Below are 25,674 nucleotides of genomic sequence, written 5' to 3'. Positions count from 1 at the left end.
CTGACGGGGACTATGGGGAGGGCTTGACCCTCCCCGGGGGCACAGGGTTACCATGTGCCCCTTGTTATTTTCGAGTCATTCCATGGTTCTCACCCGTCGCCAACTCGCTCACGCCCGTCGCTGGCTCCCCCTGTGGAGTCTGGTGCTGGTGTTGATGTCGTTTGGCAGCCGGGCCGCAACCGATCTCTGTACTCTGACCACCCACTGCAGCCAGAGCGAACGTTCGCTGGAAAAAGCGATGCCCTGCGGCAGTTTCACCACGGCGCTCTCGATGACACTGCTGGCCAGCGACAGCCTGACGGTGGCGGTGTTGGAACCGGATAGTCCCGACTTCTCCTCCCCCTCTCTCTATATGCCGGAAGCGCCGCTGGAGCGGCTCGACCGCCCCCCTCGCACTCAGGCCTGAAAGTCATCCCGTATCGAGCATCTTTTCTTTCATCTGAGGTGAGTTATGTACAAACCCCTGTTACTGGCCATGCTGGCCGGTACCGTCAGCTTTTCAGCCCTCGCGGCCGAGAAGATGACCGTCTACAAATCCAAATATTGTGGCTGCTGCCAAAGCTGGAACGAACACATGGAGCAGAATGGCTTCGAACTGGAAGTCATCGAAACCGAGCAGCTCGGCGCGGTGAAACAGCAATACGGTATTGCGCCGGAACTGGCCTCTTGCCATACCGGCATCGTAAATGGCTATGTGATCGAGGGGCATGTACCGGCCGCCGACGTGAAGAAACTCCTCAAGGAGCGGCCTGCCATCCGCGGTCTGACCATTCCGGGCATGCCCCAGAGTGCGCCGGGCATGGATATTCCCGGCCAGCCCTACGAGGTATTGAGCATCAGCAACGAGGGCACGACCAGCAGCTGGTCGCGCTACCCCGGCTGACGACAACTGGCCATGAACCGGCACTCCACTATCATGTGAGGCACACCTGAGCGGACTCTTGTCGCTCATGGCCAGAGAAGGGGCCGCTATCGCGAGATGGCGGCCTTTTTTGTTTGCTTTTCCTTCAATAACAAGGGATTGCTTGCAACAATCGGCAACAAGGGGCAGATTTAACCCCAATTCATGGAGCCGATGCTCAGGTCTGCCAACCCTTTCCAGCGCCAAGGATGCGACATGTTTACCTTTTCCCGAGGAGTTCTGCTGCTAGCCTTTCTGACAGTTCTCCCCCCTACTTATGCCAATGAAGAGCCTGCCATGACGACACCTGACACCTCAATCCAGCCGCCCGTGGCCGCCAAACATCCCCGCACACTGAAAAAGCACGGGGACACCCGGATCGACAACTACTACTGGCTGCGCGACGATCAGCGTCAGGCGCCGGAAGTGCTGCAATACCTCGAGGCCGAGAACGCCTACACCGAAGCCATGCTCAAGCCCACCAAGCCGCTGCGCGAGCAACTCTACAAGGAGATGGTGGCCCGCATCCCCCAGCAGGATGAGTCGGTTCCCTATGTGAAGAATGGCTACCGCTACCAGACCCGCTATGAACCGGGCAAGGAGTACGCCATCTACTCCCGCACCAGGCTGGGAGAGGAGCAGGCGAGCCTGCTCCTCGACAGCAACCTGCGGGCCGAGGGGCACGAGTTCTATGCCCTCGGCGCCCTTGAGGTGAGTCGCAACAACCGCTGGCTGGCGGTGGCGGAGGATTATCTCTCCCGCCGCCAATACAAGATCCAGTTCCTCGATCTGGAGAGCGGCAAGTGGGCCGCCGACACGCTGGAGAACACCTCCGGCAATCTGGTGTGGGCCAACGACAACAAGACCGTCTTCTATGTGCGCAAGCACCCGCAGACCCTGCTCCCCTATCAGGTCTACCGCCACACGCTCGGTACGGATCCGGCCACGGACAAGCTGGTTTACGAGGAGAAGGATGACTCCTTCTACGTCAGCCTCTACGCCACCACCTCGGAAGATTTCATCGTCATCGCCCTCTCCAGCACTACCACCGGCGAAGCGCGACTGATCGATGCCAACCTGCCGGAGCACTCGCCCCGTCTGTTCCTGCCGCGCAAGGTGGATCACGAATACAGCCTGGATCACTACCGCGGCCGCTTCTATGTGCGCTCCAACAAGGACGGCAAGAACTTCGGCCTCTACGAAACCAAGGAGAGCCCGGTCGATCGCTGGAAGCCGGTGATTGCCCCCAATCCGGACGTGCTGCTGGAGAGCTATGCCCTGTTCAAGGATTGGCTGGTGCTGGAAGAGCGCAGCAAGGGGCTGACCCGCTTGCGTCAGGTCAACTGGCAGAGCGGTGAGCAGAAGGAGATCGCCTTCGACGACCCTGCCTACGTCACCTGGCTCGCCTACAACCCGGAGCCGGATACCAGCGCCCTGCGCTATGGCTACTCCTCCATGACCACCCCCTCCTCCACCTATGAGCTGGACATGGCGACCGGCCAGCGCACCCTGCTCAAGCAACAGCCGGTGGCGGGCTTCAAGGCTGATCAATATGCCAGCGAACGGCTCTGGGTCACCGCCCGCGACGGCGTATCGGTGCCGGTATCGCTGGTCTATCGCAAGGACAAGTTCAAGAAAGGTCTCGCCGATTCGGCCAAGAATCCGCTGCTGGTCTATGGCTACGGCTCCTACGGCGCCAGCATGGATCCCGACTTCAGCAGTTCGCGCCTGAGCCTGCTCGATCGCGGCTTCGTCTACGCCATCGCCCATATCCGCGGTGGTGAGGAGCTGGGTCGCCCCTGGTACGAAGATGGCAAACTGCTGAAAAAACAGAACACCTTCAATGACTTCATCGATGTCACCAAGGCACTGGTCGAGCAAGGCTACGGTGCCAGGGATCAGGTCTACGCCATGGGCGGCAGCGCCGGCGGTCTGCTGATGGGCGCCGTCATCAATCAGGCACCCGAACTCTATCGCGGCGTGGTGGCACAAGTGCCCTTCGTCGATGTGGTCACCACCATGCTGGACGAGTCGATTCCCCTCACCACCGGGGAGTATGACGAGTGGGGCAACCCGAACCAGAAGCGCTACTACGACTACATGAAGAGCTACAGCCCCTACGATCAGGTCAAGGCGCAAGCCTACCCCAACCTGCTGGTTACCACCGGGCTGCACGACTCCCAGGTGCAGTATTGGGAGCCCGCCAAGTGGGTCGCCAAGCTGCGCGAGCTGAAGACGGATGATAACAAGTTGTTACTGAACACCGACATGGACGCCGGCCATGGTGGCAAGTCTGGCCGCTTCAAAGCCTACGAAGATATCGCGCTGGAGTACGCCTTTATCCTGGATCTGGCCACCCCGGCAAACTGATCTCATATGACGCTAGCCCTTGCCACGCAAGGGCTACAAAAGAAACCTTCCGCAACTCCCCACCCGCCTCCCGCACAATTAATCCTCGATCAACAAATTAATGATCGGCATCAAACTTTTCGATATTAAACGCTGCTTTTTTGCCCTTTTGTTTGATTGTTGTTGGCGAGATGTGCTTAATCGAAGCCGTTACAACTTTTTCTTTGGCCCCTCAGGGGCCAAATTATCTTCTGCCGGCAGGACGCCGGTTATCTCACCGCAGGATGATGGTGGCTTTTTTGGGAGGGGGTAACAGCCCGACCTTTTCCTCGTACGAGGCCCTATCGGCCAGCCCGGCTCACGCCGCAGGCTCGCCATAAATTCACTCGTGGAACGGGTGAGATAACTCAATGAAAAGGATGGAAAACATGAAAGGATTATCCCTGGCATGCGCCCTGTCGGCTGCTCTGGTCGGCGTGTCGTTTGGTGGCCCGGTACAGGCGCAGGAGCGCTTCGTGACCATAGGCACCGGCGGCCAGACCGGCGTCTACTACGTGGCGGGCCAGTCGATCTGCCGCTTCCTCAATCGCGGCGCGTCCGATCACCAGATCAAGTGCAATGCCCCGGCCAGCGGCGGCGGTGTAGCCAACGTCAACGGCATCCGCAGCGGCGAGTTCAACTTCGGCATCATGCAATCCGATCACCAGTTCAAGGCAATGAAAGGGCTGCCCCCCTTCCAGGCGGAAGGAGCCATGGATGACATGCGCGCCGTCTTCTCCCTGCAGAGCGAGGTGTTCACCATTCTGGCCCGCAAGGACGCCAAGGTCGCCGGCTTCGATGATCTCAAGGGCAAGCGGGTCAATATCGGCAACCCGGGCTCAGGCCAGCGCGACACCATGGAAGAGATCATGGCGGTCAAGGGCTGGCAGAAGGGCGACTTCAGTCTGGTATCCGAGCTGAAACCGGCCGAACAGGCCTCCGCCCTCGGTGACAACAACATCGACGCCATGAGCTACTTCGTCGGCCACCCCAATGGCGCCATTCAGGAAGCCTCCACCACCACTGACGCCGTACTGGTGCCGGTCACCGGCGCCGAGATCGACAAGCTGCTGGCCGAGAAGAGCTACTACACCAAGGCTGAAATTCCGGGTGGCATCTACAAGGGCAGTGACCAGCCGACCCCCTCCATCGGCGGCAAGGCGGTACTCTCCACCAGCGCCAAGACCGACCCCGAAGTGGTTTATCAGCTGGTGAAGTCGGTGTTCGACAATCTGGATCGCTTCAAGCGCCTGCACCCGGCCTTCGCCGACCTCCAAGAGGCCGACATGATCAAGGTGGGGCTCTCCGCTCCGCTCCATGAAGGGGCCGCCCGCTACTACAAAGAGCGCGGCTGGATCTAAGCGCGGGCCCCCGGGCCGCTGTCACTCTCACCGACACCCGTCTGCCGCGCCCCTGATTGCGGGGGCGGGTGTCGCTCTTGTTGTACTGGTGGGCACAAATTAACCCTATGCAAGACAAACAACTCTCTACCGAGGAGCTGATCGCCCAGGATGTGGGCGCACGGCTCCCTGCTGGTGCCATGGGTGGCATCATCACCCTGCTGGCGCTGGCCTGGTCACTGTTCCAGCTCTGGATCGCCTCGCCGCTCCCCTTCATGCTCGGCTTTGGCGTGCTCAATGACACCGAAACCCGCTCCATTCACCTCACCTTTGCCCTGCTGCTGGCATTTCTGGTGTTTCCGGCGTTTCGCACCTCGCCGCGAGATCGGGTGCCCTTTAGCGATATCGCTCTCGCCCTGATCGCGGCTGGCGCGGCCTCCTACCTCTTCGTGATGTATCAGGCACTGGCCCAGCGACCGGGCAACCTCACCACCGCCGATCTGGTGACGGCCTGTGTCGGCATTCCGCTGCTGCTCGAAGCGGCGCGTCGTGCGTTGGGGCCGGCGCTGGCGGTGATCGCCATCGTCTTTCTCACCTACAGTCTGGCGGGCCCCTGGATGCCGGGGCTGCTGGCCCACCGCGGAGTGAGCTTCACTGCGCTTGCCAACCACCAGTGGATCACCACCGAGGGGGTTTTTGGCATCGCCCTCGGCGTCTCCACCAGCTTCGTCTTCCTGTTCGTGCTGTTCGGCGCCTTGCTGGAGCGGGCCGGTGCCGGCCACTACTTCATCCAGCTCGCCTTCAGCCTGCTGGGTCACCTGCGCGGCGGCCCGGCCAAGGCGGCGGTAGTTGCCTCCGGCCTCACCGGCCTCATCTCCGGCTCCTCCATCGCCAACGTGGTCACCACCGGCACTTTCACCATTCCCATGATGAAGCGGGTGGGGTTCTCGAAAGAGAAGGCTGGCGCGGTTGAAGTGGCCTCATCGGTCAACGGCCAGATCATGCCGCCAGTGATGGGGGCCGCGGCTTTCCTGATGGTGGAATACGTGGGCATCCCCTATGTGGAGATCATCAAGCACGCCTTTCTGCCTGCGGCCATCTCCTACATAGCGCTGCTCTACATCGTCCATCTGGAGGCGCTCAAGCTCGGCATGCAGCCCATCGGCAACCATCAGCCGAAACCCTGGCTGCACCGTCTGACCGGTTTTGCCTTTGGCGCGGCCCTCATCAGCGGACTGTCGATGGCGGTCTACTATGGCTTGGGCTGGCTCAAACCGGCGCTGGGCGACTATGCCCTGCCCGGTATCGGCCTGCTGCTGGCCATCGCCTATCTGGGTCTGCTGAAGATCGCCGCCAGCAATGATCCCCTGCCGGCGGAAGATCCGGACAAGCCCCTTGAAGAGTTGCCCAACACCCGCACCGTGCTGCTCTCCGGCCTTCACTTCCTGCTGCCGGTGGTAGTGCTGGTGTGGTGCCTGATGGTGGAACGCCTCTCGCCCGGCCTCTCCGCCTTCTGGGGCACAGTGATGCTGGTGATTATCCTGCTGACCCAGCGACCGCTGCTCAACTGGCTGCGCCGCGACGGCAAGCACGACTACGGCACCTTCAACGACGGCATGGTCGATCTGCGCGAGGGACTGGTTGCCGGTGCTCGCAACATGATCGGCATCGGTATTGCGACCGCTACGGCGGGGATCATAGTCGGAGCCGTCTCCCAGACCGGCGTTGGGCTGGTACTGGCGGATCTGGTGGAGATGCTCTCCATGGGCAATCTGCTGCTGATGCTGCTGCTGACCGCCCTGCTCAGCCTGATCCTCGGCATGGGGCTGCCGACCACCGCCAACTACATAGTGGTCTCCAGCCTGCTGGCGCCGGTAGTGGTGACGCTCGGGCAGCAGAACGGGCTGATCGTGCCGCTCATCGCGGTGCATCTGTTCGTCTTCTACTTCGGCATCATGGCGGATGTGACGCCACCGGTGGGTCTGGCTTCCTTTGCGGCAGCCGCCGTGTCAAAAGGGGATCCCATCCGTACTGGTCTCACCGCCTTTTACTACAGCCTGCGCACCGCAGCGCTGCCATTCCTCTTCATCTTCAATACCGACCTGCTGCTCATCAACGTGGACTTCGCCCACGGGGTGCTGATCTTCATCGTGGCCACCATTGCCATGCTGATCTTCGCCGCAGCGACTCAGGGCTACTTTCTGGTGAAGAGCCGCTGGTACGAGAGCATCCTGCTGCTGCTGGTCGCCTTTACCCTGTTCCGCCCCGGCTTCTGGATGGATCTGGCCCACGATCCCTATCGCCAGACACCGCCTGCCCAGCTGGCCCGGACCATGGGTGAGGTGGAAGCGGAGAGTCCCCTGCGCGTCCGGGTCATGGGAGAGGATGCGGTCGGCAAGCCGCGCCAGTTCACCCTGCTGGTGCCCGTACCGGAAGGGGCCACGGGTGAAGAGCGGCTGGCCAATCTGGGGCTCACCCTCTATGAGCAGGATGGCAAGACGCTGATCGACAGCGTCGCCTTCGGCAGCCCGGCCGCCGCCATGGGGCTGGAGTTCGATCAGGAGATCCTGGCCGTCAAGGCGCCGACCGACCGCTGGCGCAAAGAGCTGATGTGGATCCCGGGCTTCCTGCTGTTTGGCGCCATCATCTGGCTGCAGCGCCGCCGTGTGGTGGTCAGCGCAAGCTGATGGATTCCCGCATCGGCATGAGAAACGAGAGAGGGCCGCGACAGCGGCCCTCTTTTTTGAAGCGCTGATACCAGGGGATAACCCCCGCCTTCAGCCAGAAAAAAAGTGGGGTGACATATCCATGTCACCCCCTCGCAAATAAGCATGTTCCATATTGGAATCCGGTCGTCGCGGGCGCCTCTCCGAACCTCCCGAAAGTTCGCTACCCATCAGAAGTCAGCGCCAGTTGCAGCAATACAAGTGGCCAGCAACCCGTTACAACCCTCTTCCACACGGCAGCAAGCCACCGTGTTTGTCCTTGCAACTGAAATATTACGCAGAAAAACAAAATAAAAAACGATTTTATGCCCAATCCATTCACATATCGGTACAAAAAACAGCCTTATCACCACCATGAACTGGTTATAAAACAGTTAGATAGACTCGGTTATGGCTATTCGCTCGCGATGTGCATCGGCAAAGGCCTACACGCCTTTGCGAGATCTCGCACAAAAAATGGCCAGCTCACAACCAGCGATGCAGTGGTAACCAGTCGCTGAGCCTGGCAACCAGACGCCGTGACCACCCTTCCGCTTTGCGTGGTTCACCCTGCCCTTGCCACTGCAACAACCACGCCTGCAACTGCTGGCAGATAGGCGCACACTCCAGCTGCAACATCAGCTCGGTATTGAGAAAGAGCGAGCGGGGATCGAGGTTGAGGCTGCCAAACAGAGCGCGCTCCTCTCCCAACAGGATCAGCTTGGCGTGCAGGCTGCTTTGCCCTTCATCAAACTCGCACAACCGGATCCCCTGACGCAGCAACCAGCCCCTGTGACGCTGGTAGGCCCCATGCACCAGCGGCACATCCGTGCTGGCCAGCGAGTTGGTGAGGATCTCGATCACCACTCCCTGCCGACGCAACCGCTGCAAACGGCGCCGAAAACCGCCCGTGAGGATCAGATAGGGAGTCACCATGCGGAGCGTGGAAGGAGCCTCAGCCAACTGTCGCCAGAGCTGGCGAGCAGTCACCGGGCGGGAAACCAGCCCTTTGCCGGGCCGGTCAAACCAGACCTCGGCCCGACCGTTATGCCACGCAAGCGCAGGCTCGTTGCCGTCAAACAGCGAGGCAGGCAGATCATAAACGGCAGCGACCGCGGGATCCGCCATGGTGAGGAGGAAATCGTTGACCACACGAATTTCGGCGGGCTGCAATCTTCGGCGCAACAGATGGCGGATCGGGTGGCTCCAGCGGCTCTGCCAGAACTGGGCAAACCCCGCCGCCATCTGCTCGCAAATGGCCCCCTGACAGGCAAGATCGAGATCCACGAAAGGGGCATCCGGATCCAGCCCGAAATAACGATCACCAATATTGCGGCCACCGATAAGCGCCAGCTTGCCATCCACCAGCAGCAGCTTGTTGTGCATCCGGTGATTGATGCGGCGAAAGGTGAAGAGCCCCTCCAGCAGCAGGGCCAGCGGCCGCCAGCCCCTTAACCAGAAGGGGTTGAACAGCCGCACCTCGATACCGGGATAGTGAGCCACCATCTCCAGAAAGCGGTTGTCCCCGGCATAGAGGTCATCTACCAGCAACTGTACCCTGACCCCGCGCCGGGCGGCATGGAGCAGCTCGCCCAGCAGCAGCTTGCCACTGCTGTCCTCCTCCCAGCTGTAATACTGCGCCTGGATCTGCTCGCGGGCGGAACGGATCCACTGGCTGCGCACCTTGAGCGCCAGGGCCGGGTCGTCGATCAGGGCAAAGGATCCGGGGATCATCTTGTCATCCTGCTGTCATGGCCAGGTGTCATAACGCAGCAAGCCTCTTCGTATATCGACACTTTGCGTATCTCGAAACAGGGAGTTGCTATGGAACTGCACGATACCCCTATGCTGCGCTATCTGGGCCAGCTCCACCAGCCGGATCAAACACCCGGCACCGAGTCGGCCCACTGGTTCTTGCTGCACAGGGATGGTGGCTGGCCGCTACCGACTACGCCGGAGGCTCAACCGGTCAATCGGCTCATGGCTGAGCCGCTTCGATAGCCGCAGCCTTGCCCTCGATCTGGGGCAGGCTGAAGCGATAGCCAACATAGTACTTGTAGATGGTGCCGACATAGTTGATCGGCCCCTGCCCCACCTCGTTGGCCACCAGCTGATCCACGTTGCCGAACCAGACATTGGGATCCAGCCCCAGCTTGCCCGCCTTGTCCCGCAAGGCCTGAACCCGGTTCGGCCCGGCATTGTAGGCCGCGAGCGCAAACAGGTGGCGGTTGAGCAGATCCAGATTGGGATCGTTGAAGTAGGTATCGAGGATCAGGCGCAGATAACGGCAGGCCGCCTCGACGTTGCCATCCAGCGTCGTCAGTCTGGCCCCCGTGATATTGACCTCGCGACCGGTGCTGGGCAGCAGCTGCATGATGCCAACAGCCCCCTTCTCGGAGCGGATAGCGGGGTTGAGGCCGGACTCCTTGTATGCCAGCGCCGCCAGCATCAGCCAGTCCAGCTCATACTGCTTGGCGTACTTCTCCAGCACCTTGCGAATGGTTGCCAGCCGTCCCATGGGGTCAGGTGCCAGTATGTTGCTCATCTGGTCGCTGCGCGCCAGCAGGCGGCGCAGGGTCATGTCGCTATAGAGACTGTTGCGACTGGCCCCCGCCAGATAGCGGTTGACCGCTTTAAGGAGGTCGGGGCTGTTCTTGCGCAGCGCCCAGGCACTGGTGCCCTTGCTGCGCAGGGGAATCAACTTGTGCGCCTTGAGGCCGGAGATCATCCCCCCCAGCCAGATCCGCCCCTTGTAGCTGTCGGTCACCGTCAGCGGAATGATGCCGGCCGCCACCATCTCCAGCAGATCGCCATCCTGCAGATACTCGGGCACCGTCTCGATATAGACAGGAGGCAGCCCAAGCTCGCGAAACAACCAGTTGAGCTGGCGCAGACTCTCGCAATAGCTGGAGCTGGCGCGCACCCAGACCCGCCGGCCGGAGAGCTGGGTAATGCGGTTGAAGGCGGGCAGCGTGTTCTGGCTGACCACCCACTCCTCGATGGAGGAGATCAGCGGCCGGGAGAAGGTCACCTGTTCGCGCCGGGTGGGAGTCACCGTCATGTTGGCCGCTACCAGATCACCGCGACCCTCCGCCAGATAATCGAGCAGCTTGTCCTGCCGAACCGGGATGTAGACCACCTTGAGCGGCACCTTCTCCCTGGCGAGGTAGGTCTTGTTCAGCCAGCGCTCGAACCCTTGCAGCTGATTGACCAGAATGCCGTACTGGGCACCCTTGTCGAGGAAATAGAAACCGCGCTCATAGACTACCAGCGCCCTGAGTTCGCGCTTTTGCAAAATGGTTTCGAGGTCCCCTGGTTGGGGAAGACGCTGAGGCTTGAGATCGGCCGCCAGCAGAGGGAGAGACCAGAGAGCCAGCAGGCCCCAGATCCAGTGCCGCATCATGATGTTGTCGCCTTCTGTTGGCCGACTCGCGCCGGGCAAAACCGTCTGTGGGATAGAGTAACTATAGAACGCAGACCCACAGCAGAAGGGTCAACACGGCAGGACTGGCCTGCCGCGTCATCAGAGTGCTCAGATAGAGCGGGCCCGCATTTCGAAGATCAGTTTTTCGGCGGTGCAGGTAAATTGCAGGCGGGCTTTCAGGATCACGCCGTTGGCGCCCTGGGTCAGTTCGCTACTGCTCTTGGCTTCTGCAGTCACCTGCTTGGCCAGCGCTTCATAGGCAGCCAGCTTGGCACGGGCATCAGCCTCGGCAGCGGCTTCGATAACAAGTTCCATCACATCATCGCCTTCACCGATGATGGTGCCGATCTCGGCAAAACAGCCACAGCTGTCGCAGGTTTCGTTCAGTTCTACTTTCTCGTCAACAGACATACTTTTACTCCTACTGCTTATTTCGGATGATTTTCATCGTCACGCATGGCTTTACGAAAATCCCTGATAGCGGTTCCCAGATCCTCACCCGCACTGGCCAGACGCTTACTGCCAAACACCAGCACAACCACCAGCAAGAGGATCAACATGTGCCAGATATGAATTCCACCGAGTCCCATAGGGATGCTCCTCAAAGAGAGATATCTATCAGTTGTATCAAAACAGAGCGCAAGAATTGTTGGGCAAAATCAAGGCGGGTGCAAGTGAGCAAATAAATCACTACAAAAAATAGGGCGACCCGAAGGTCGCCATATTGATTGTGCTACGTGTCCCCTCAACCGCTACATCCTGTACCAGTGGCTCATCCGAGCCAGAGACAAATTGAGGATAAGATCGCCAAGATATGAAAACAAATGGTATAAATTCATCTTAGAGTTGAAGGGGATTCATATCATGCTGCTGGAACAACTGGGTCGTATCGACCTCAATTTGCTGATTATCCTGCAGGTTCTGCTGGAGGAGCGCAACGGCAGCAAGGCGGCCAGACGACTACATTTGAGTCAATCCGCGGTCAGCAAAGCGCTCGGCCGGCTGCGAGAAACCTTCGACGATCCCCTCTTTATCCGCTCCGCCTACGGGCTGGAACCAACCCCCCGCGCACTGGTGCTGCAACAGCAGCTGCAACCTATCCTGCTGTCGCTGGACAACCTGATCCAGCCGCCGGAGTTCGACCCGGCCAACTCGGATCGGGAGTTCGTCATCGCCAGCATGGACAGCGCCTTCACCCTGTTTGCCCCGCTCTACCTGAGCGAGCTGAAGCGGCAGGCCCCCAGATTGCGGCTGCGCTATGAGGAGTGAACCGAGAACAGCCTGACCGAGATGAGCCAGGGGCAGGTGGATATCGCCTTCACGGTGCGGGAGAACTGTATCGACTCCGACTACCGGCTCGATACCCTGCCCGGCAGCATCTGCCAGCGACTGCTCGCCATCGATGGCCTCACCTGCCTGGTACAACAGCACCACCCCGCCCTGCAGGAGCCACGCTGGGATCTCGACCACTACCTCAGCTATCCCCATGTCCAGACCTACTGCGAAGGGCGGGATCGCTGGATGCTGGATCACAAGCTGGCAGAGCACGATCTCTACCGGCGTATCGAGGCGAGTGTTCCCTCATTCGAAGCAGCGCTGCGGATGGGCATGCACTCCGATATGATCGTCACCCTCTCCAAGCTCTATGCCCGTCACGCGACCCAGGTCTACCCACTGTTGCAACTGCCGCTGCCCATCGAGCTGGACAGCATCTCGCACCTGCTCATCTGGCATCAGCGTCATGAGGAAGATCCCGGCCATCGCTGGCTGCGGGAAACTCTGCTGACCCTGATCCTGAGTCAGCTGGAGTCGCGCGCCGATCAAGGCGCGCCCGTTACCTGCAAGTAGTGGTGAACCCCGTCCAGCAGCATCTGCACCGAGATCATCACCAGCAGCATCCCCATCAGCCGCTCCACCGCAGTGAGTCCACGCTCACCCAGCAGCTTGTTGAATACCTCGTAGAACATCAGGATCACCGCGCTGGCGGCCCATGCCATGAAAAGCGCCAGCGACCAGTCCACCATGCGGGTGGGCTCCTGATTGGCCAGCAGCATCAAAGAGGCGAGGATCGAGGGGCCGGCGATCATCGGGATCGCCATCGGCACCAGGAAAGGCTCCTCGCCCGCCGCCAGTCCGGTCACCCCCCCTTCACTCGGGAAGATCATCTTGATGGCGATCAGGAACAGGATGATACCGCCGGCAATGCTGACTGCTTCCTGTCGCAGGTTGAGGAAGCCGAGGATCTGCTGACCGACAAAGAGGAAGAGCATCATGATGGCCAGCGAGAAGAGCAGCTCGCGGATCATCACCTTGCGCCGCCGCTTGGGATCGATATGGCGCAGGATGGAGAGGAAGACCGGCAGGTTGCCCAGCGGGTCCATGATCAGAAACAGCATGACTGCGGCAGAGAAAGTATCCATACAACGCCCGGGCTACGCCTTGAATTGGGAAATGGGAGGGGGCGAAATATAGCAAAGGGCGAGAAGTTGAGCGAGCGCCATCACACGCTCGCCAAGGGGGTTAGCCGTGATTGCAGATCTTGTCGGCACGGGTCTGGAAACCCTCGCCTGCTTCGATGAACTTGCCGCGAGCGGCCAGGAAGTCGATCAGCGCTTCGGCATCCATCTCGCTGGCGCTGCAGGTATGAAAACGGGCATCGGCACCGAACCGCTGCGCCATCGCCTGCTTGAGGCTGGCACGGGTAAATTGACCATCCTGTTCCAGCATCATCTCCATCACTTCGTGACCATGTACCGATTGCGACATCTTGCACCTCAATAATGAACATATTTAATGTCAATTAAATCCTCTCCCGTCAGGAGGGATCTTGATATAGGCCAATAAATAACGGATTACCCTGCTGCGAGAGTGGCCAGCGACGCCGCTTTGTCGATAATGTGGCAACCCACTGCAGGGATCGCTACACTAGCGCCCCATTTTTGGTCACCGCAGACATTTGATAAGGATATTGGCGCCATGCTGTTCCATGGAGAGGCAAGCAAACCCTGGCAGATCTGGACCCGTCGCCCGCTCTGGCTCAAGACCCTGATCGGCATGCTGACCGGGGTCGCCCTTGGCGTCGGCTTCGAGGAGCAGGCTCAGCTGCTCAAACCCATCGGCGTGCTCTTCGTCAACACCATCCAGATGCTGATGGTGCCCCTGATCTTCTGCTCGGTCATCGCCGGCCTCACCTCACTGCTCAAGGGCAAGGCGCTCGACCGCATCGGGATCAAGGCGAGCTGCCTCTACCTCTGCTCCACCGCCATCGCCATCTGCATCGGCCTGATGATGGGCTGGCTGCTGGAACCCGGCATGGGGGCTGACATGGGCCCTTACCAACGACCCGGCATGACCACGCCACCGACGCTGGCCAGCGTGCTGAGCCATCTGGTACCGAGCAATCCGGTCGAGGCGATGGTGGACAGCAAGATCCTGCAGGTGATCGTCTTTGCCGTGGCGCTGGCGGTGGCACTCAATGCCTGTGGCCGCCGCGGCCGCCCCGCTATCCTCTTCTTCACCTCGCTGGCGGAGGGGATGTTCAAGCTGACCCAGATGGTGATGGCGCTGGCCCCGTACGGCGTCTGTGCCCTGATGGCCTGGATGACCAGCAAATATGGCATCGACCTGCTGCTGCCCCTGCTCAAGGTAATCGGTGCCGTCTATCTCGGCTGTCTGCTCCATGTACTCGGGGTCTACAGCACCCTGCTGCTCCTGTTGGCGCGGCTCAATCCGATCCACTACTTCAAGAGCATCGTCGATGCCCAGGCGGTGGCCTTCACCAGCAGCTCCAGCAGCAGCACCCTGCCCATCAGCCTCGCCTGCGCCGAGAAGCGGCTCGGGGTCTCACCCGCCATCACCGCCAAGGTGCTGCCCATCGGCGCCACCATCAACATGGATGGCACGGCTCTCTATCAGGGGGTCACAGCCCTGTTTGTGGCACAGGCATTCGGCGTGGATCTGCATCTGGTGGACTACCTGACCATCATCAGCATCGCCACCCTGGCCAGTATCGGCACCGCAGGCACTCCGGGCACCGGGTTGATGCTGCTGACGCTTACGCTGACTGCGGTCGGACTGCCGCTGGAAGGGGTTGCACTGATTGCGGGGATTGACCGGGTGCTCGACATGGCGCGCACCGCGGTCAACGTCTCGGGGGATATTCTGGTTTCCGTCCTGATCGCCCGCAGCGAAAACGAGCTGGATCTGGCGACCTATCACGATGAACACGCCGGGGAAGATATCGACGTCCCCCTGCGCTAGGGAGGATCAGTTGTCGTGGGGATCGTGATGGCAGCGCCAGCACACTTCAAAGTTGGCGCCGTTCTCCTCCCCGCACTGACCGCACAGCCAGCCGTTACCCTGGCGCTGCTGATAGCGTTCGATCACCCGCCCTGCCTTGCTGCGATCCTCGGCACGCACCATCAGGGTCACCTGCAGCAGATCCGCCGCCAACTCGCCAAAGGCCCCTGACAGGCCATCGCCATTGAGGCGCACCGGCACCCCTTCCGCCTCCAGCGCCCCTTTGAGAGCATGAGCCTCCAGAGTGTGAGAGGCGCGATAGAGATTGATCCAGTTATCCATAGCTCCCCCTTACAGCAGCTTGTCGATGCCGAACTCGGCTCCGTTCTCCACCATGAAATCGATGAACGCCCGCAATTTGCGCGGCATAAGTTGTCGCTCCGGAAACAGCAGGTAGATCGACACCTTGGGTTGCTGCCACTCTGGCAGCACCGCGACCAGCTCGCCGCTGGCCAGCTCCTCCTGACAGAGCATGGCCGGGATCGAGGCCAGTCCGAGACCCGCCTTGGCCGCCTCGCGGGCACAGGTAATATTATTGACCCGAAAACGGGAGGGAGGGTCAACCAGCACCTCTTTGCCATCCAGCTCGAAGCACCAGTGGGAAGCGAGAAAACCGCTGCTCACCGTCACCCGCTCATGGTTGGCCAGATCCTCCGGCCGCTTGATCGCCGGGCTGCGCGCCAGATAAGCCGGACTGGCACAGAGCAGCCGTCCGGTGCTCCAGAGGCGGCGCGCGGCCAGATTGGAATCGCTCATATCGCCGATCCGCACCACCGCATCCAGCCCTTCGCTGATGGGGTCAACCACCCGGTTGGTCAGCTCCAGCTCCACTTGCAGGCCGGGATAGGCCTGTAAAAACTTGGCGACCAGGCGCCCGACCACCAACTGACCCGTCTCGATGGGCACGGCCATCTTGAGGGTGCCGGTGACCTCCTGCTGGCTGGCGCTCAACATCAGCTCCGCTTCCGTCAATGCCTCCACCGCCTTGCTGCAGTGCCGGTAGTACTTCTCCCCCTCCTCGGTCAGGGTGAGCTGACGGGTGGAGCGATAGAGCAGCCGCACCCCGAGCCGCTGTTCCAGCTCGGCAATCCGCCGGCTGACCATCGCCTTGGTCATGCCCAGCTCCTGGGCCGCGGCAGTAAACGAGCCCTTGTCGACAATTCGTACCAGAATTAACGCAGCATTTAGGTCCATTGTTGCACCTGTGAAACTGTATATCTCGTGAACCAATACTAATCGAAACAGTCGAGCAGTGTTAGCCTGCGCCCCTTACGTTCAGGAATCTCCAAAATGAGTCAACACAAGAAAATCCCTCTCCTGGCCGCCATGATCCTGGCCCTGCTCGCTCTCCTCTTCTCCGCCTACTGGTACCTCCACGGCCGCTATTTCGAGAGCACCGACAACGCCTATCTCCAGAGCGAGGTAACCGGGATCAGCTCCAAGCTGCCCGGCTATATCAGCGAAGTGCTGGTGACCGACAACCAGCCGGTCAAAGCGGGCCAGCTCATCGCCCGTCTCGATGATCGCGAATACAAGACCAAGGTCGCGGAGGCAGAGGCCGATCTGCGCCTCAATCAGGCAACCGCCGAGAATCTGGCCGCGACCCGCATCCAGCAGCTGAGCCTGATCCAGCAGGCCGAAGCCAAGGTTGCCTCCGCCAAGGCCGAGCAGCTGCGCGCCAGCCAGCAGGTAACCCGGATCAGCCAGCTCAACCAGCGCCACTACAGCTCGCAAGACAGTCTGGATGAAGTGCGTGCCGGCTTGCAGGTCAATCAGGCGCAGGCACAAGAGGCCAAGGCCGCCCTGCAGGCCGCCCGCGAACGGCTGCTGGTACTTGATGCCGAAGCCAAGCAGAATCAGGCCAAGTTGGCCCTGAGTGAAGCACAACTGGAGCAGGCCAGGCTGGAGCTCGGCTACACCGAACTACGCGCACCGGCCGATGGCATCATCGGCAAGCGCAGCCTGCGGGAGGGGCTCTACGTCCAGTCCGGCATGCAGGTCGCCAGTCTGGTGCCGCTGCAACAGGTGTGGGTCGAGGCTAACTTCAAGGAGACCCAGCTCGCCCATATGCTGCCCGGCCAGAAGGTCGAAGTGGTGCTTGATGCCTATCCGGATCAGCCGGTCGAGGGGATCATCGACAGTCTGGCGCCAGCCACAGGAGCCAAGTTCGCCCTGCTGCCACCGGAGAACGCCACCGGTAACTTCACCAAGATTGTGCAGCGGGTACCGGTCAAAATCCGTATCCCCGAGCCGGGTCAGCTCGCCGGCAAGCTGCTGCCGGGCCTCTCCAGCGAAGTAACGGTAGATACCCGTACCCCTGATGCCATGACGGCCGCCAACTGATGGAACCCATCCCACGTCGCCACTGGATCGCGGTCATCGGCGGCCTGATCGGCGCCTTCATGGCCATCCTCGACATCCAGATCACCAACGCCTCCCTGAAGGACATTCAGGGGGCGCTCTCTGCCACCCTGAGCGAAAGCTCCTGGATCTCCACCTCCTATCTGGTGGCGGAGATGATTGCCATCCCCTTGAGTGGCTGGCTGAGCCGGGGACTGAGCGTACGCCGTTACCTGCTATGGACCACGGGCGCCTTTATCGTCTCCTCCGTGCTCTGCTCCTTCAGCTGGAACCTCACCAGCATGATCATCTTCCGGGCAATGCAGGGCTTCACCGGCGGGGCGCTCATCCCGATGGCCTTCTCCCTCATCGTCACCCTGCTGCCGTTGCAGAAACGGGCAACCGGCATGGCGCTGTTCGGTCTCTGTGCTACCTTCGCCCCGGCCATCGGCCCAACCCTCGGCGGCTGGCTCACCGAGCAGATGTCGTGGCACTACATCTTCTATCTCAACGTCCCGCCGGGACTGCTGGTGATGGCCATGCTAGCGCACGGGCTGGACAAGAAGGCAGTGGACTGGGAGGTGATCAAGCGGGTCGACCTTATCGGCATCGTCACCATGGCCCTTGGTCTGGGCGTGCTGGAGGTGGTACTGGAGGAGGGTAACCGGGAGGACTGGTTCGGCTCGACCTTCATCGTACGCCTGACCATCATCTCGGTCGTCTCGCTGGTCTTCTTCGTCATCAGCCAGCTGCTGCGTCGCCACCCGCTGGTCAACCTGCGATTGCTGCACAACCCGCGCTTTGCCCTCGCCTGTTTTGCCTACCTGATCCTCGGGATGGCCTTGATGGGCTCTATCTATGTGCTGCCGCTCTACATGACCCAGATCCACAACTACAACGCGCTGGAGATTGGCGAAGTGCTGATGTGGATGGGGCTGCCCCAGCTGCTGGTGCTGCCGCTGGTGCCCAAACTGACCCACAAGGTCGATCCGCGCTATCTGGTGAGCTTCGGCTTTCTCATCTTCGCCGTCAGCTGCTTCATGAACGTCAACATGAGTGCCGACTATGCCGGGCCGCAGCTCATTCAGGCGCTCATCGTGCGGGCGCTGGGGCAGCCCTTCATCATGGTGCCGCTCTCTTTAGTCGCCACCGCCAGCCTGAGCCACGACGAGATCCCCTCCTCCTCGACCCTGCTCAACGTGTTGCGCAACCTGGGTGGTGCCTTTGGCATCGCCATCATCGCCACCATGCTCGACAACGACACCCGCACCCATATGCTCCAGATCGGCACTACCCTGCCCGCCAGCAGTATCGAGGGACAAACCTATCTGCTGCAGCTGGCCCAGAGCATGATGGCACAGGGTTCCGGCCCCGAGCTGGCCGAGCAGCAGGCGCACGCCATACTCGCCAACACCATCAACCGGGAAGCGGCCATCATGGCCTACAACCAGGTGTTCTACATCATGGGGATCTTCCTGCTGGTCGCCAGCGGCCTGATGCTGCTGCTCAAATCCCCCGCCCCGCGGGCAGCGGATGCCGAGCCGATAGAGGCGTGAAAAGCAGCCGGGAAATAAAACGAAAAACGGGCCAACGCCCGTTTCTCTTTATCTGTTAGCTGCATTCAACTGCATGGCGTCATCCCGCCAGCGACCCCGCAATCAGGAACTGGGCGGCAAAGTAGCTGCTCATCACCCAGGCTCTGGCGTGGGGGAAGGGGCGGCGGAAGCGATCGAGTGCCAGCATGCTGTCGGAGAAGAGGAACATCAGGGCACCAGCCAGCGCAGCCGCACTGCCTGCGGTGAGCGATGCGTGCCAGGCACCCGCAGCCACCCAGGCCATGCCGATGATCACCAGCATGTAGCAGAAGACCGGGATCCGCATCTCTCCCAGCTTGCCCCACAGCAGGCCAAACACCAGCGCGGCAATGAGCAGGAGCAGCAAACCATCCACCAGATTGAGCACCAGCGGCCCCTGGGCAAAGCCGACGATGTAGCAGAGGTGCGCGACAAGAAATGCCGCCAGGCCCTGAATAAAGCGGTCGCTTGGCAACATCAACAGCACATCGCCCGCCAGCGAGAGGCAGAGACCGAGCAGGATCCAGGCGTGGGAACCATCGTGGTCATAGCCCTGATAGCCAAACGCCAGCGCGATGATGAGCAGCATGGTCAGCGGCTTGCTGATATAGAACTGGCGGCTGTCTGAACCATAGGCGGCGCGGATGTGCCACCAACCGGAAGCGATGATCAAGAAACTCAATAACATGCCCTGCTCCTCACCCGTTGCTCGCTGTCATACGGCAACCGTTTTTATATCAGGGTGCAGGGTAACAAATTCCCCCACCGAGTGGCAGGGGGCGGATCAAAGGGTGAGACTAAGCCTAAAGTCTAATTGCCGCGCCATACCATTCAGGGCATAAGAGACGGGTCTGGAGGATCACCATGGAAGAAGCTATGAAAAACTATCTGCCCGCCATCGATATCATGATGTGCCATCTGGGGATCAGCTTTGAGCAGGCATGCGAGCAACTGGGGCTCAGCCAGCAGGAGCAGCAGGCTCTGGATCAGTTGCAGCAACAGCAGAGCCAAGCCAACTAGCCCTCCCGTTATTGGATATCACGATGTGCCATCCGGGGATCAGCTTTGAGCAGGCGTGTGAGCAACTGGGGCTCAGCCAGCAGGAGCAGCAGGCTCTGGATCAGTTGCAGCAACAGCAGAGCCAAGCCAACTAGCCCTCCCGTTATTGGATATCATGATGTGCCATCCGGGGATCAGCTTTGAGCAGGCGTGCGAGCAACTGGGGCTCAGCCCGCTGGAACAACAGACCCTGAGCCAGCTGCAAGAGCAGGATCACCCCGAATAAGCCGAGATGCTGGCGCCGAACCGGCGCTCAGGATCCACCAAAGAGAAGACCGCCGATTGGCGGTCTTCTCTTTTCTGCTTGATCAGACAGGGGCTCTGGCAATACCCGCCAGCAAGCGACTCCAGTTGCGTTTGCTGGCGATGAAGCCATCCTTCAAGGCGCGATATTCCAGCTGCACCTTGAGTCGGTCATAGCGCGCCAGCGCCTTGCGTTTGCGCAGCTCAAGCAGCCGCTTGCGACTGGCATAGTAGTGCTGCAACTGCTGACTCAGCTTGGCGTACTCCTCTTGCAGCAGCGCTTGCCACAGCTCGCGATCATCCTGTTTGACGAGCCTTGCCTGCGCCCGTTTGAGCTGCATCTCCAGCCTGGCCTGCTCGATACGCTCCTCCGGCGATGAGCGCAGATCTCTCGCCAACCCGCACCATGAGGCAAACCGGATCAGCCACTTGGTCGGATCGAACTGCCACCACTGGATACCGTTGCGGTAATCGTTCTCGAACAGATGGTGGAAGTTGTGATACCCCTCGCCAAAGGTGAAAAAGGCCAGGATGCCGTTGTCACGGGCGGTATTGCGATCCGTGTAGGGCTGGCTGCCCCAGATATGGGCCAGCGAGTTGATAAAGAAAGTGGTGTGGTGCGTCATCACCATCCGCAAGACGCCCGCCAGCAGCAACATGCCGAGCAGGTCTCCGTGGATCAGGCCAAACAGCAGCGGCAGGCCCAAATTGGTCGCCAGCACCAGCGCCAGATAGTTGCGATGCTGAAACATGACCACAGGGTTGTTCTGCAAATCCCGCACATTGCTGTAATCACCATATTGTTCCCCCTGATACTCCCGCAGCATCCAGCCGATATGGGAGTACCAGAAGCCACGCCCCGCGCTGTAGGGATCCTTGTCGTTGTCATCCACATGACGATGATGGCGGCGATGATCCGCCGACCAGTGCAGCGCCGAGTTCTGCAACGCCAGCGCACCGCCGATGGCAAACAGCCACTGCAACGCCGGATGAGCCTTGTAAGCCTTGTGCGACCAGAGGCGGTGATAGCCCGCCGTGATCGAGAGCCCGCTCAAACAGAACAGCAGCAGGAACGTAGCCCACTGCCAGAGATCGTAACCGTGACTCACCCCATACCAGGGGACGGCAACCAGCGCCACCAGTCCGGAGAGAGAGAACAACAGGGTATTGGTGAGAATAATCGGGGGTCTAGCCATCTTCTTGCATCCTTTCAGCGAACAGCTGTTAGCCATTTTCCATGGCGACTTCACCAGGGTCAATGGTAAAAAAGTAGGATACAAACCTGATCCTGAGGCGCCTTCGGGTTATCATTTGTCCTCGTTAAGCTGAAGGTGACTGATTTCGTGGGTATTCGCGCTCAACAAAAAGAAAAAACCCGGCGTACATTGATCGATGCTGCATTCAGCCAACTGTGCGCCAACCGGAGTTTCTCCAATCTCAGCCTGCGGGAAGTGGCTCGTGAAGCGGGCATCGCCCCCACCTCCTTCTATCGCCATTTTCGCGATATGGAAGAGTTGGGCCTGACCCTGGTCGATGAGGGCGGTCTGACTCTGCGTCAGCTGATGCGCCAGGCACGCCAGCGCATTGCCGGTGGCGGCAGCGTCATCAGCACCTCGGTGCAGACCTTCATGGAGTTCGTCGAGAACAACCCCAACGTCTTCCGGCTATTGCTGCGAGAACGCTCCGGCACCTCGGCCGCATTTCGTCAGGCTGTCGCTCGCGAGATCCAGCACTTTATTGCCGAACTGACCGATTATCTGGAGGCCACCACCCAGGCACCGCGGGAAGATGCCTATATCCAGGCCGAGGCCATGGTTACCATCGTATTCAGCGCCGGAGCCGATGCGCTCGACATGACCAGTGAAGAGTGCCGGGCACTCTCCGATCGCACTATTCGCCAGCTGCGGATGATTGCCATGGGCGCCGAGGTACAGAACCAGAAGCGCCGTGAACCTCACCCATGACCACAGGATGGAGAACGATATGACTGAACAGCTTGTGATCCCCAAAAAACCGCTCGCCATGGCGATGCTGATCGGCATCTGTGGCGATGCGTCTCTGGCGGTGCTGACCAACGCGGTCGTACCCTTCTCCTTCTTTCCGCTGATCGCTCTCTGGCTGGCTGCCTATCAGCTGTTTCAGCACTATCGCCACGAACCCATGGTGGGCAATACCCCCATCTGTACCCTGCTCTGTTTCTTTATCGGCGCCTTCGGTCACTCGGCCCTGCTCAAGGTGCAATACCCGGAGCTTGGCAGCAACTTCTTCTCCCTGATCATGATGTTGCTGCTGCTGGCGGTACTCTCTATCAAGCTGGGTCTAAGCATCGGCAAGAAAGAGAAACCCTGATTAGTCGACAAAGTGGTTGCAATCACTTGATTAAAGAAAAGAGGCCTTCCCAACGGGAAGGCCTCTTTGTTTGCGCTACGCAGATTTATCCGGCATGACCATGCCGAGCAATCGCGGTATGGTAACCCTCGCCAAACGACTCGGCTTTACCATTGATGTCCAGATGGAGGAGGGGGTGGTCAATATGGCCCTTCTCTGTAGGGCAAAATCTGAGTGAAGGCGGCGGGTGGTAGAATCAATCCCAAATGACCGTGATTACACACCAAAAGGAGGGAATAGCGGGCCTGCCAGCGCCCACCCTCAGGCAAGGGCCACGGTTCAGTTGCTTCTGGATGCTGAAAATACCAAAGCCCGGTCATCAGACCGGGCTTTTCTATTGATTCTGGCGTGCACCGCTGTGGCCAATCGGCAAATCGCCCATAGCAAAAGGCCTTCCCAATCGGGAAGGCCTTCTATTTAGTGGCGGAGCGGACGGGACTCGAACCCGCGACCCCCGGCGTGACAGGCCGGTATTCTAACCGACTGAACTACCGCTCCGCATTCGGCTAGCTTATTGCTAATTAGGTGCCTGGCAGTGTCCTACTCTCGCATGGCGAATGCCACACTACCATCGGCGCTACCGCGTTTCACTTCTGAGTTCGGCATGGGATCAGGTGGTTCCACGGCGCTATTGCCGCCAGGCAAATTCTTCAATCTGAGAAAGCTGACGTAAGTAATTCGTTCGTATTTGCTACAAGCCTTAGAACACTTCTTGGGTGTTGTATGGTTAAGCCTCACGGGTAATTAGTACGGGTTAGCTCAATGCATCGCTGCACTTACACACCCCGCCTATCAACGTTGTGGTCTCCAACGGCCCTTTAGGACCCTCAAGGGGTCAGGGATGACTCATCTCAGGGCTCGCTTCCCGCTTAGATGCTTTCAGCGGTTATCGATTCCGAACTTAGCTACCGGGCAGTGCCACTGGCGTGACAACCCGAACACCAGAGGTTCGTTCACTCCGGTCCTCTCGTACTAGGAGCAACTCCCTTCAATCATCCAACGCCCACGGCAGATAGGGACCGAACTGTCTCACGACGTTCTGAACCCAGCTCGCGTACCACTTTAAATGGCGAACAGCCATACCCTTGGGACCGACTTCAGCCCCAGGATGTGATGAGCCGACATCGAGGTGCCAAACACCGCCGTCGATATGAACTCTTGGGCGGTATCAGCCTGTTATCCCCGGAGTACCTTTTATCCGTTGAGCGATGGCCCTTCCATTCAGAACCACCGGATCACTATGACCTACTTTCGTACCTGCTCGACCTGTCCGTCTCGCAGTTAAGCTGGCTTATGCCATTGCACTAACCTCCTGATGTCCGACCAGGATTAGCCAACCTTCGTGCTCCTCCGTTACTCTTTGGGAGGAGACCGCCCCAGTCAAACTACCCACCAGGCACTGTCCGCGAGCCCGATTCAGGGCCCTGCGTTAGAACATCAAACATACAAGGGTGGTATTTCAAGGACGGCTCCAGCGCAACTGGCGTCACGCCTTCAAAGCCTCCCACCTATCCTACACATGTAGGTTCAATGTTCAGTGCCAAGCTGTAGTAAAGGTTCACGGGGTCTTTCCGTCTAGCCGCGGGTACACCGCATCTTCACGGCGAATTCGATTTCACTGAGTCTCGGGTGGAGACAGCATGGCCATGGTTACACCATTCGTGCAGGTCGGAACTTACCCGACAAGGAATTTCGCTACCTTAGGACCGTTATAGTTACGGCCGCCGTTTACCGGGGCTTCGATCAAGAGCTTCGCTTGCGCTAACCCCATCAATTAACCTTCCGGCACCGGGCAGGTGTCACACCCTATACGTCCACTTTCGTGTTTGCAGAGTGCTGTGTTTTTGATAAACAGTCCCAGCCATCTGGTCACTGCGACTCCCGTCAGCTCCATCCGCAAGGGACTTCACCAACAAGAGCGTACCTTCTCCCGAAGTTACGGTACTATTTTGCCTAGTTCCTTCACCCGAGTTCTCTCAAGCGCCTTGGTATTCTCTACCCGACCACCTGTGTCGGTTTGGGGTACGATGACTTGTAATCTGAAGCTTAGAGGCTTTTCCTGGAAGCAGGGCATCAATGGCTTCCACACCGTAGTGTGTTCGTCTCGTGTCTCAGCGTTGCACCTCCGGATTTACCTAAAGGTACCGCCTACGCACTTTCACCAGGACAACCGTCGCCTGGCCCACCTAGCCTTCTCCGTCCCCCCATCGCAATTACAAGTCGTGCAGGAATATTAACCTGCTTCCCATCGATTACGCCTTTCGGCCTCACCTTAGGGGTCGACTCACCCTGCCCCGATTAACGTTGGACAGGAACCCTTGGTCTTCCGGCGAGGAGGCTTTTCACCCCCTTTATCGTTACTTACGTCAGCATTCGCACTTCTGATATCTCCAGCATACCTCTCGATACACCTTCGCAGACTTACAGAACGCTCCCCTACCACTTGCACTAAGTGCAAATCCGCGGCTTCGGTGCCTGGTTTGAGCCCCGTTACATCTTCCGCGCAGGCCGACTCGACTAGTGAGCTATTACGCTTTCTTTAAATGATGGCTGCTTCTAAGCCAACATCCTAGCTGTCTGAGCCTTCCCACATCGTTTCCCACTTAACCAGAACTTTGGGACCTTAGCCGGCGGTCTGGGTTGTTTCCCTCTTCACGACGGACGTTAGCACCCGCCGTGTGTCTCCCGGATAGTACTTACTGGTATTCGGAGTTTGCATGGGGTTGGTAAGTCGGGATGACCCCCTAGCCCAAACAGTGCTCTACCCCCAGTAGTATTCGTCCGAGGCGCTACCTAAATAGCTTTCGGGGAGAACCAGCTATCTCCGAGTTTGATTGGCCTTTCACCCCCAGCCACAGGTCATCCCCTAACTTTGCAACGTTAGTGGGTTCGGCCCTCCAGTTGATGTTACTCAACCTTCAACCTGCCCATGGCTAGATCACCCGGTTTCGGGTCTACACCTTGCAACTAGACGCCCAGTTAAGACTCGGTTTCCCTACGGCTCCCCTATACG

The 25,674-nt window shown here is 59.6% G+C and carries 22 protein-coding genes, 1 tRNA gene, 2 rRNA genes and 1 pseudogene (1 of these 26 only partly in view); 13 read left to right on the top strand and 13 right to left on the bottom strand.

The annotated features are described in order from the left end of the window. Positions 1-82: 82 nt before the first annotated feature. The 5 genes from WE862_RS05925 to WE862_RS05905 all read left to right on the top strand — a co-directional run bounded on the left by WE862_RS05925 (position 83) and on the right by WE862_RS05905 (position 7,316). Positions 83-406 (top strand): hypothetical protein, encoded by a 324-nt coding sequence (locus WE862_RS05925; RefSeq protein ID WP_042032276.1) that lies wholly within the window; start codon positions 83-85, stop codon positions 404-406. A 45-nt stretch (positions 407-451) separates the two neighbouring features. Continuing rightward, positions 452-883, top strand: coding sequence for a DUF411 domain-containing protein (locus tag WE862_RS05920; protein WP_042032277.1), 432 nt, complete (start codon positions 452-454; stop codon positions 881-883). Between the two features lie 234 nt (positions 884-1,117). Next, complete coding sequence (locus tag WE862_RS05915) at positions 1,118-3,271, top strand: S9 family peptidase (protein ID WP_042032278.1); 2,154 nt, start codon at positions 1,118-1,120, stop codon at positions 3,269-3,271. 407 nt (positions 3,272-3,678) lie between these two features. Further along, the gene (locus WE862_RS05910) at positions 3,679-4,650 is read left to right on the top strand and encodes a TAXI family TRAP transporter solute-binding subunit (RefSeq protein ID WP_042032279.1); all 972 of its coding nucleotides are present in this window, start codon (positions 3,679-3,681) and stop codon (positions 4,648-4,650) included. A gap of 107 nt (positions 4,651-4,757) precedes the next feature. Further along, positions 4,758-7,316 carry a TRAP transporter permease gene (locus tag WE862_RS05905; protein WP_042032280.1) on the top strand — a complete coding sequence of 853 codons (2,559 nt, stop codon included), beginning with the start codon at positions 4,758-4,760 and terminating at the stop codon, positions 7,314-7,316. Positions 7,317-7,820: 504 nt separating this feature from the next. Here WE862_RS05905 and WE862_RS05900 read toward each other — a convergent pair. Then, positions 7,821-9,068 (bottom strand): phospholipase D family protein, encoded by a 1,248-nt coding sequence (locus WE862_RS05900; RefSeq protein ID WP_042032281.1) that lies wholly within the window; start codon positions 9,066-9,068, stop codon positions 7,821-7,823. 90 nt (positions 9,069-9,158) lie between these two features. Between WE862_RS05900 and WE862_RS05895 the strand changes: the two genes are divergently transcribed. Beyond that, positions 9,159-9,335, top strand: a complete 177-nt coding sequence (locus WE862_RS05895) for a hypothetical protein (RefSeq protein WP_167335508.1) — start codon at positions 9,159-9,161, stop codon at positions 9,333-9,335. Here the strand turns inward: WE862_RS05895 and WE862_RS05890 are convergent. The 3 genes from WE862_RS05890 to tatA form a co-directional block, all read right to left on the bottom strand. Next, positions 9,313-10,734, bottom strand: a complete 1,422-nt coding sequence (locus tag WE862_RS05890) for a lytic transglycosylase F (protein WP_198493560.1) — start codon at positions 10,732-10,734, stop codon at positions 9,313-9,315. The genes WE862_RS05895 and WE862_RS05890 overlap by 23 nt on opposite strands. Positions 10,735-10,866: 132 nt before the next feature. Next, entirely contained in the window at positions 10,867-11,169 is a 303-nt protein-coding gene (locus WE862_RS05885) for a YfcZ/YiiS family protein (protein ID WP_033112596.1), read from the bottom strand. 17 nt (positions 11,170-11,186) lie between these two features. Then, the gene (gene tatA, locus WE862_RS05880; protein ID WP_033112597.1) at positions 11,187-11,348 is read right to left on the bottom strand and encodes a twin-arginine translocase TatA/TatE family subunit; all 162 of its coding nucleotides are present in this window, start codon (positions 11,346-11,348) and stop codon (positions 11,187-11,189) included. 274 nt (positions 11,349-11,622) lie between these two features. Here tatA and WE862_RS05875 point away from each other — a divergent pair. Then, positions 11,623-12,606 (top strand): annotated as a pseudogene (locus tag WE862_RS05875) (LysR substrate-binding domain-containing protein). Here WE862_RS05875 and WE862_RS05870 read toward each other — a convergent pair. After that, on the bottom strand, positions 12,579-13,178 hold the full coding sequence (locus tag WE862_RS05870) for a YhgN family NAAT transporter (protein WP_042032284.1): 600 nt from the start codon (positions 13,176-13,178) through the stop codon (positions 12,579-12,581). The pseudogene WE862_RS05875 and the gene WE862_RS05870 sit on opposite strands and share 28 nt — an antisense overlap. Positions 13,179-13,278: 100 nt before the next feature. Further along, positions 13,279-13,524, bottom strand: a complete 246-nt coding sequence (locus WE862_RS05865) for a YecH family metal-binding protein (protein ID WP_033112600.1) — start codon at positions 13,522-13,524, stop codon at positions 13,279-13,281. A 210-nt stretch (positions 13,525-13,734) separates the two neighbouring features. Between WE862_RS05865 and WE862_RS05860 the strand changes: the two genes are divergently transcribed. Beyond that, complete coding sequence (locus WE862_RS05860; RefSeq protein ID WP_041209590.1) at positions 13,735-15,018, top strand: dicarboxylate/amino acid:cation symporter; 1,284 nt, start codon at positions 13,735-13,737, stop codon at positions 15,016-15,018. Between the two features lie 6 nt (positions 15,019-15,024). On the opposite strand, the gene WE862_RS05855 is transcribed toward WE862_RS05860, so the two are convergent. Further along, positions 15,025-15,339 carry a DUF2007 domain-containing protein gene (locus tag WE862_RS05855; RefSeq protein WP_042032285.1) on the bottom strand — a complete coding sequence of 105 codons (315 nt, stop codon included), beginning with the start codon at positions 15,337-15,339 and terminating at the stop codon, positions 15,025-15,027. Positions 15,340-15,348: 9 nt separating this feature from the next. Continuing rightward, positions 15,349-16,251 (bottom strand): LysR family transcriptional regulator, encoded by a 903-nt coding sequence (locus WE862_RS05850; RefSeq protein WP_042032286.1) that lies wholly within the window; start codon positions 16,249-16,251, stop codon positions 15,349-15,351. A 96-nt stretch (positions 16,252-16,347) separates the two neighbouring features. Here WE862_RS05850 and WE862_RS05845 point away from each other — a divergent pair, with 96 nt between their 5' ends. Together WE862_RS05845 and WE862_RS05840 are read left to right on the top strand one after the other, a co-directional pair. Further along, on the top strand, positions 16,348-17,400 hold the full coding sequence (locus WE862_RS05845) for an HlyD family secretion protein (RefSeq protein WP_042032287.1): 1,053 nt from the start codon (positions 16,348-16,350) through the stop codon (positions 17,398-17,400). Next, positions 17,400-18,953 carry a DHA2 family efflux MFS transporter permease subunit gene (locus WE862_RS05840; RefSeq protein WP_042032288.1) on the top strand — a complete coding sequence of 518 codons (1,554 nt, stop codon included), beginning with the start codon at positions 17,400-17,402 and terminating at the stop codon, positions 18,951-18,953. The genes WE862_RS05845 and WE862_RS05840 overlap by 1 nt, the downstream gene beginning before the upstream one ends. A gap of 79 nt (positions 18,954-19,032) precedes the next feature. On the opposite strand, the gene WE862_RS05835 is transcribed toward WE862_RS05840, so the two are convergent. After that, entirely contained in the window at positions 19,033-19,659 is a 627-nt protein-coding gene (locus WE862_RS05835) for a lysoplasmalogenase (protein ID WP_041209586.1), read from the bottom strand. A 188-nt stretch (positions 19,660-19,847) separates the two neighbouring features. Between WE862_RS05835 and WE862_RS05830 the strand changes: the two genes are divergently transcribed. Then, the gene (locus WE862_RS05830; protein ID WP_162182404.1) at positions 19,848-19,991 is read left to right on the top strand and encodes a hypothetical protein; all 144 of its coding nucleotides are present in this window, start codon (positions 19,848-19,850) and stop codon (positions 19,989-19,991) included. 347 nt (positions 19,992-20,338) lie between these two features. Here WE862_RS05830 and WE862_RS05825 read toward each other — a convergent pair whose 3' ends face one another. Next, a complete protein-coding gene (locus WE862_RS05825) occupies positions 20,339-21,469 on the bottom strand; it encodes a fatty acid desaturase (protein ID WP_042032289.1) in 1,131 nt (376 codons plus the stop codon). Positions 21,470-21,616: 147 nt separating this feature from the next. Here WE862_RS05825 and fabR point away from each other — a divergent pair, with 147 nt between their 5' ends. Together fabR and WE862_RS05815 are read left to right on the top strand one after the other, a co-directional pair. After that, positions 21,617-22,237, top strand: a complete 621-nt coding sequence (fabR, locus tag WE862_RS05820; RefSeq protein WP_033112608.1) for an HTH-type transcriptional repressor FabR — start codon at positions 21,617-21,619, stop codon at positions 22,235-22,237. A 19-nt stretch (positions 22,238-22,256) separates the two neighbouring features. Continuing rightward, a complete protein-coding gene (locus tag WE862_RS05815) occupies positions 22,257-22,622 on the top strand; it encodes a YijD family membrane protein (RefSeq protein WP_042032290.1) in 366 nt (121 codons plus the stop codon). A gap of 460 nt (positions 22,623-23,082) precedes the next feature. Here WE862_RS05815 and WE862_RS05810 read toward each other — a convergent pair. From WE862_RS05810 to WE862_RS05800, 3 genes are all read right to left on the bottom strand, one after another. Further along, a tRNA-Asp gene (locus tag WE862_RS05810) sits at positions 23,083-23,159 on the bottom strand. 29 nt (positions 23,160-23,188) lie between these two features. Further along, positions 23,189-23,303 (bottom strand): 5S ribosomal RNA (gene rrf, locus WE862_RS05805). A gap of 81 nt (positions 23,304-23,384) precedes the next feature. Beyond that, a 23S ribosomal RNA gene (locus tag WE862_RS05800) occupies positions 23,385-25,674 on the bottom strand (it continues 600 nt past the right edge of the window).

Source organism: Aeromonas jandaei, assembly GCF_037890695.1.
Classification (GTDB): domain Bacteria; phylum Pseudomonadota; class Gammaproteobacteria; order Enterobacterales; family Aeromonadaceae; genus Aeromonas; species Aeromonas jandaei.
This window is presented reverse-complemented; position numbering and strand designations above follow the sequence as displayed.

Coding starts and splice junctions, on each gene's coding strand:
- WE862_RS05925 (WP_042032276.1), top strand. CDS start 83: ATGGTTCTCACCCGTCGCCAACTCGCTCACGCCCGTCGCTGGCTCCCC.
- WE862_RS05920 (WP_042032277.1), top strand. CDS start 452: ATGTACAAACCCCTGTTACTGGCCATGCTGGCCGGTACCGTCAGCTTT.
- WE862_RS05915 (WP_042032278.1), top strand. CDS start 1,118: ATGTTTACCTTTTCCCGAGGAGTTCTGCTGCTAGCCTTTCTGACAGTT.
- WE862_RS05910 (WP_042032279.1), top strand. CDS start 3,679: ATGAAAGGATTATCCCTGGCATGCGCCCTGTCGGCTGCTCTGGTCGGC.
- WE862_RS05905 (WP_042032280.1), top strand. CDS start 4,758: ATGCAAGACAAACAACTCTCTACCGAGGAGCTGATCGCCCAGGATGTG.
- WE862_RS05900 (WP_042032281.1), bottom strand. CDS start 9,068: ATGATCCCCGGATCCTTTGCCCTGATCGACGACCCGGCCCTGGCGCTC.
- WE862_RS05895 (WP_167335508.1), top strand. CDS start 9,159: ATGGAACTGCACGATACCCCTATGCTGCGCTATCTGGGCCAGCTCCAC.
- WE862_RS05890 (WP_198493560.1), bottom strand. CDS start 10,734: ATGCGGCACTGGATCTGGGGCCTGCTGGCTCTCTGGTCTCTCCCTCTG.
- WE862_RS05885 (WP_033112596.1), bottom strand. CDS start 11,169: ATGTCTGTTGACGAGAAAGTAGAACTGAACGAAACCTGCGACAGCTGT.
- tatA (WP_033112597.1), bottom strand. CDS start 11,348: ATGGGACTCGGTGGAATTCATATCTGGCACATGTTGATCCTCTTGCTG.
- WE862_RS05870 (WP_042032284.1), bottom strand. CDS start 13,178: ATGGATACTTTCTCTGCCGCAGTCATGCTGTTTCTGATCATGGACCCG.
- WE862_RS05865 (WP_033112600.1), bottom strand. CDS start 13,524: ATGTCGCAATCGGTACATGGTCACGAAGTGATGGAGATGATGCTGGAA.
- WE862_RS05860 (WP_041209590.1), top strand. CDS start 13,735: ATGCTGTTCCATGGAGAGGCAAGCAAACCCTGGCAGATCTGGACCCGT.
- WE862_RS05855 (WP_042032285.1), bottom strand. CDS start 15,339: ATGGATAACTGGATCAATCTCTATCGCGCCTCTCACACTCTGGAGGCT.
- WE862_RS05850 (WP_042032286.1), bottom strand. CDS start 16,251: ATGGACCTAAATGCTGCGTTAATTCTGGTACGAATTGTCGACAAGGGC.
- WE862_RS05845 (WP_042032287.1), top strand. CDS start 16,348: ATGAGTCAACACAAGAAAATCCCTCTCCTGGCCGCCATGATCCTGGCC.
- WE862_RS05840 (WP_042032288.1), top strand. CDS start 17,400: ATGGAACCCATCCCACGTCGCCACTGGATCGCGGTCATCGGCGGCCTG.
- WE862_RS05835 (WP_041209586.1), bottom strand. CDS start 19,659: ATGTTATTGAGTTTCTTGATCATCGCTTCCGGTTGGTGGCACATCCGC.
- WE862_RS05830 (WP_162182404.1), top strand. CDS start 19,848: ATGAAAAACTATCTGCCCGCCATCGATATCATGATGTGCCATCTGGGG.
- WE862_RS05825 (WP_042032289.1), bottom strand. CDS start 21,469: ATGGCTAGACCCCCGATTATTCTCACCAATACCCTGTTGTTCTCTCTC.
- WE862_RS05815 (WP_042032290.1), top strand. CDS start 22,257: ATGACTGAACAGCTTGTGATCCCCAAAAAACCGCTCGCCATGGCGATG.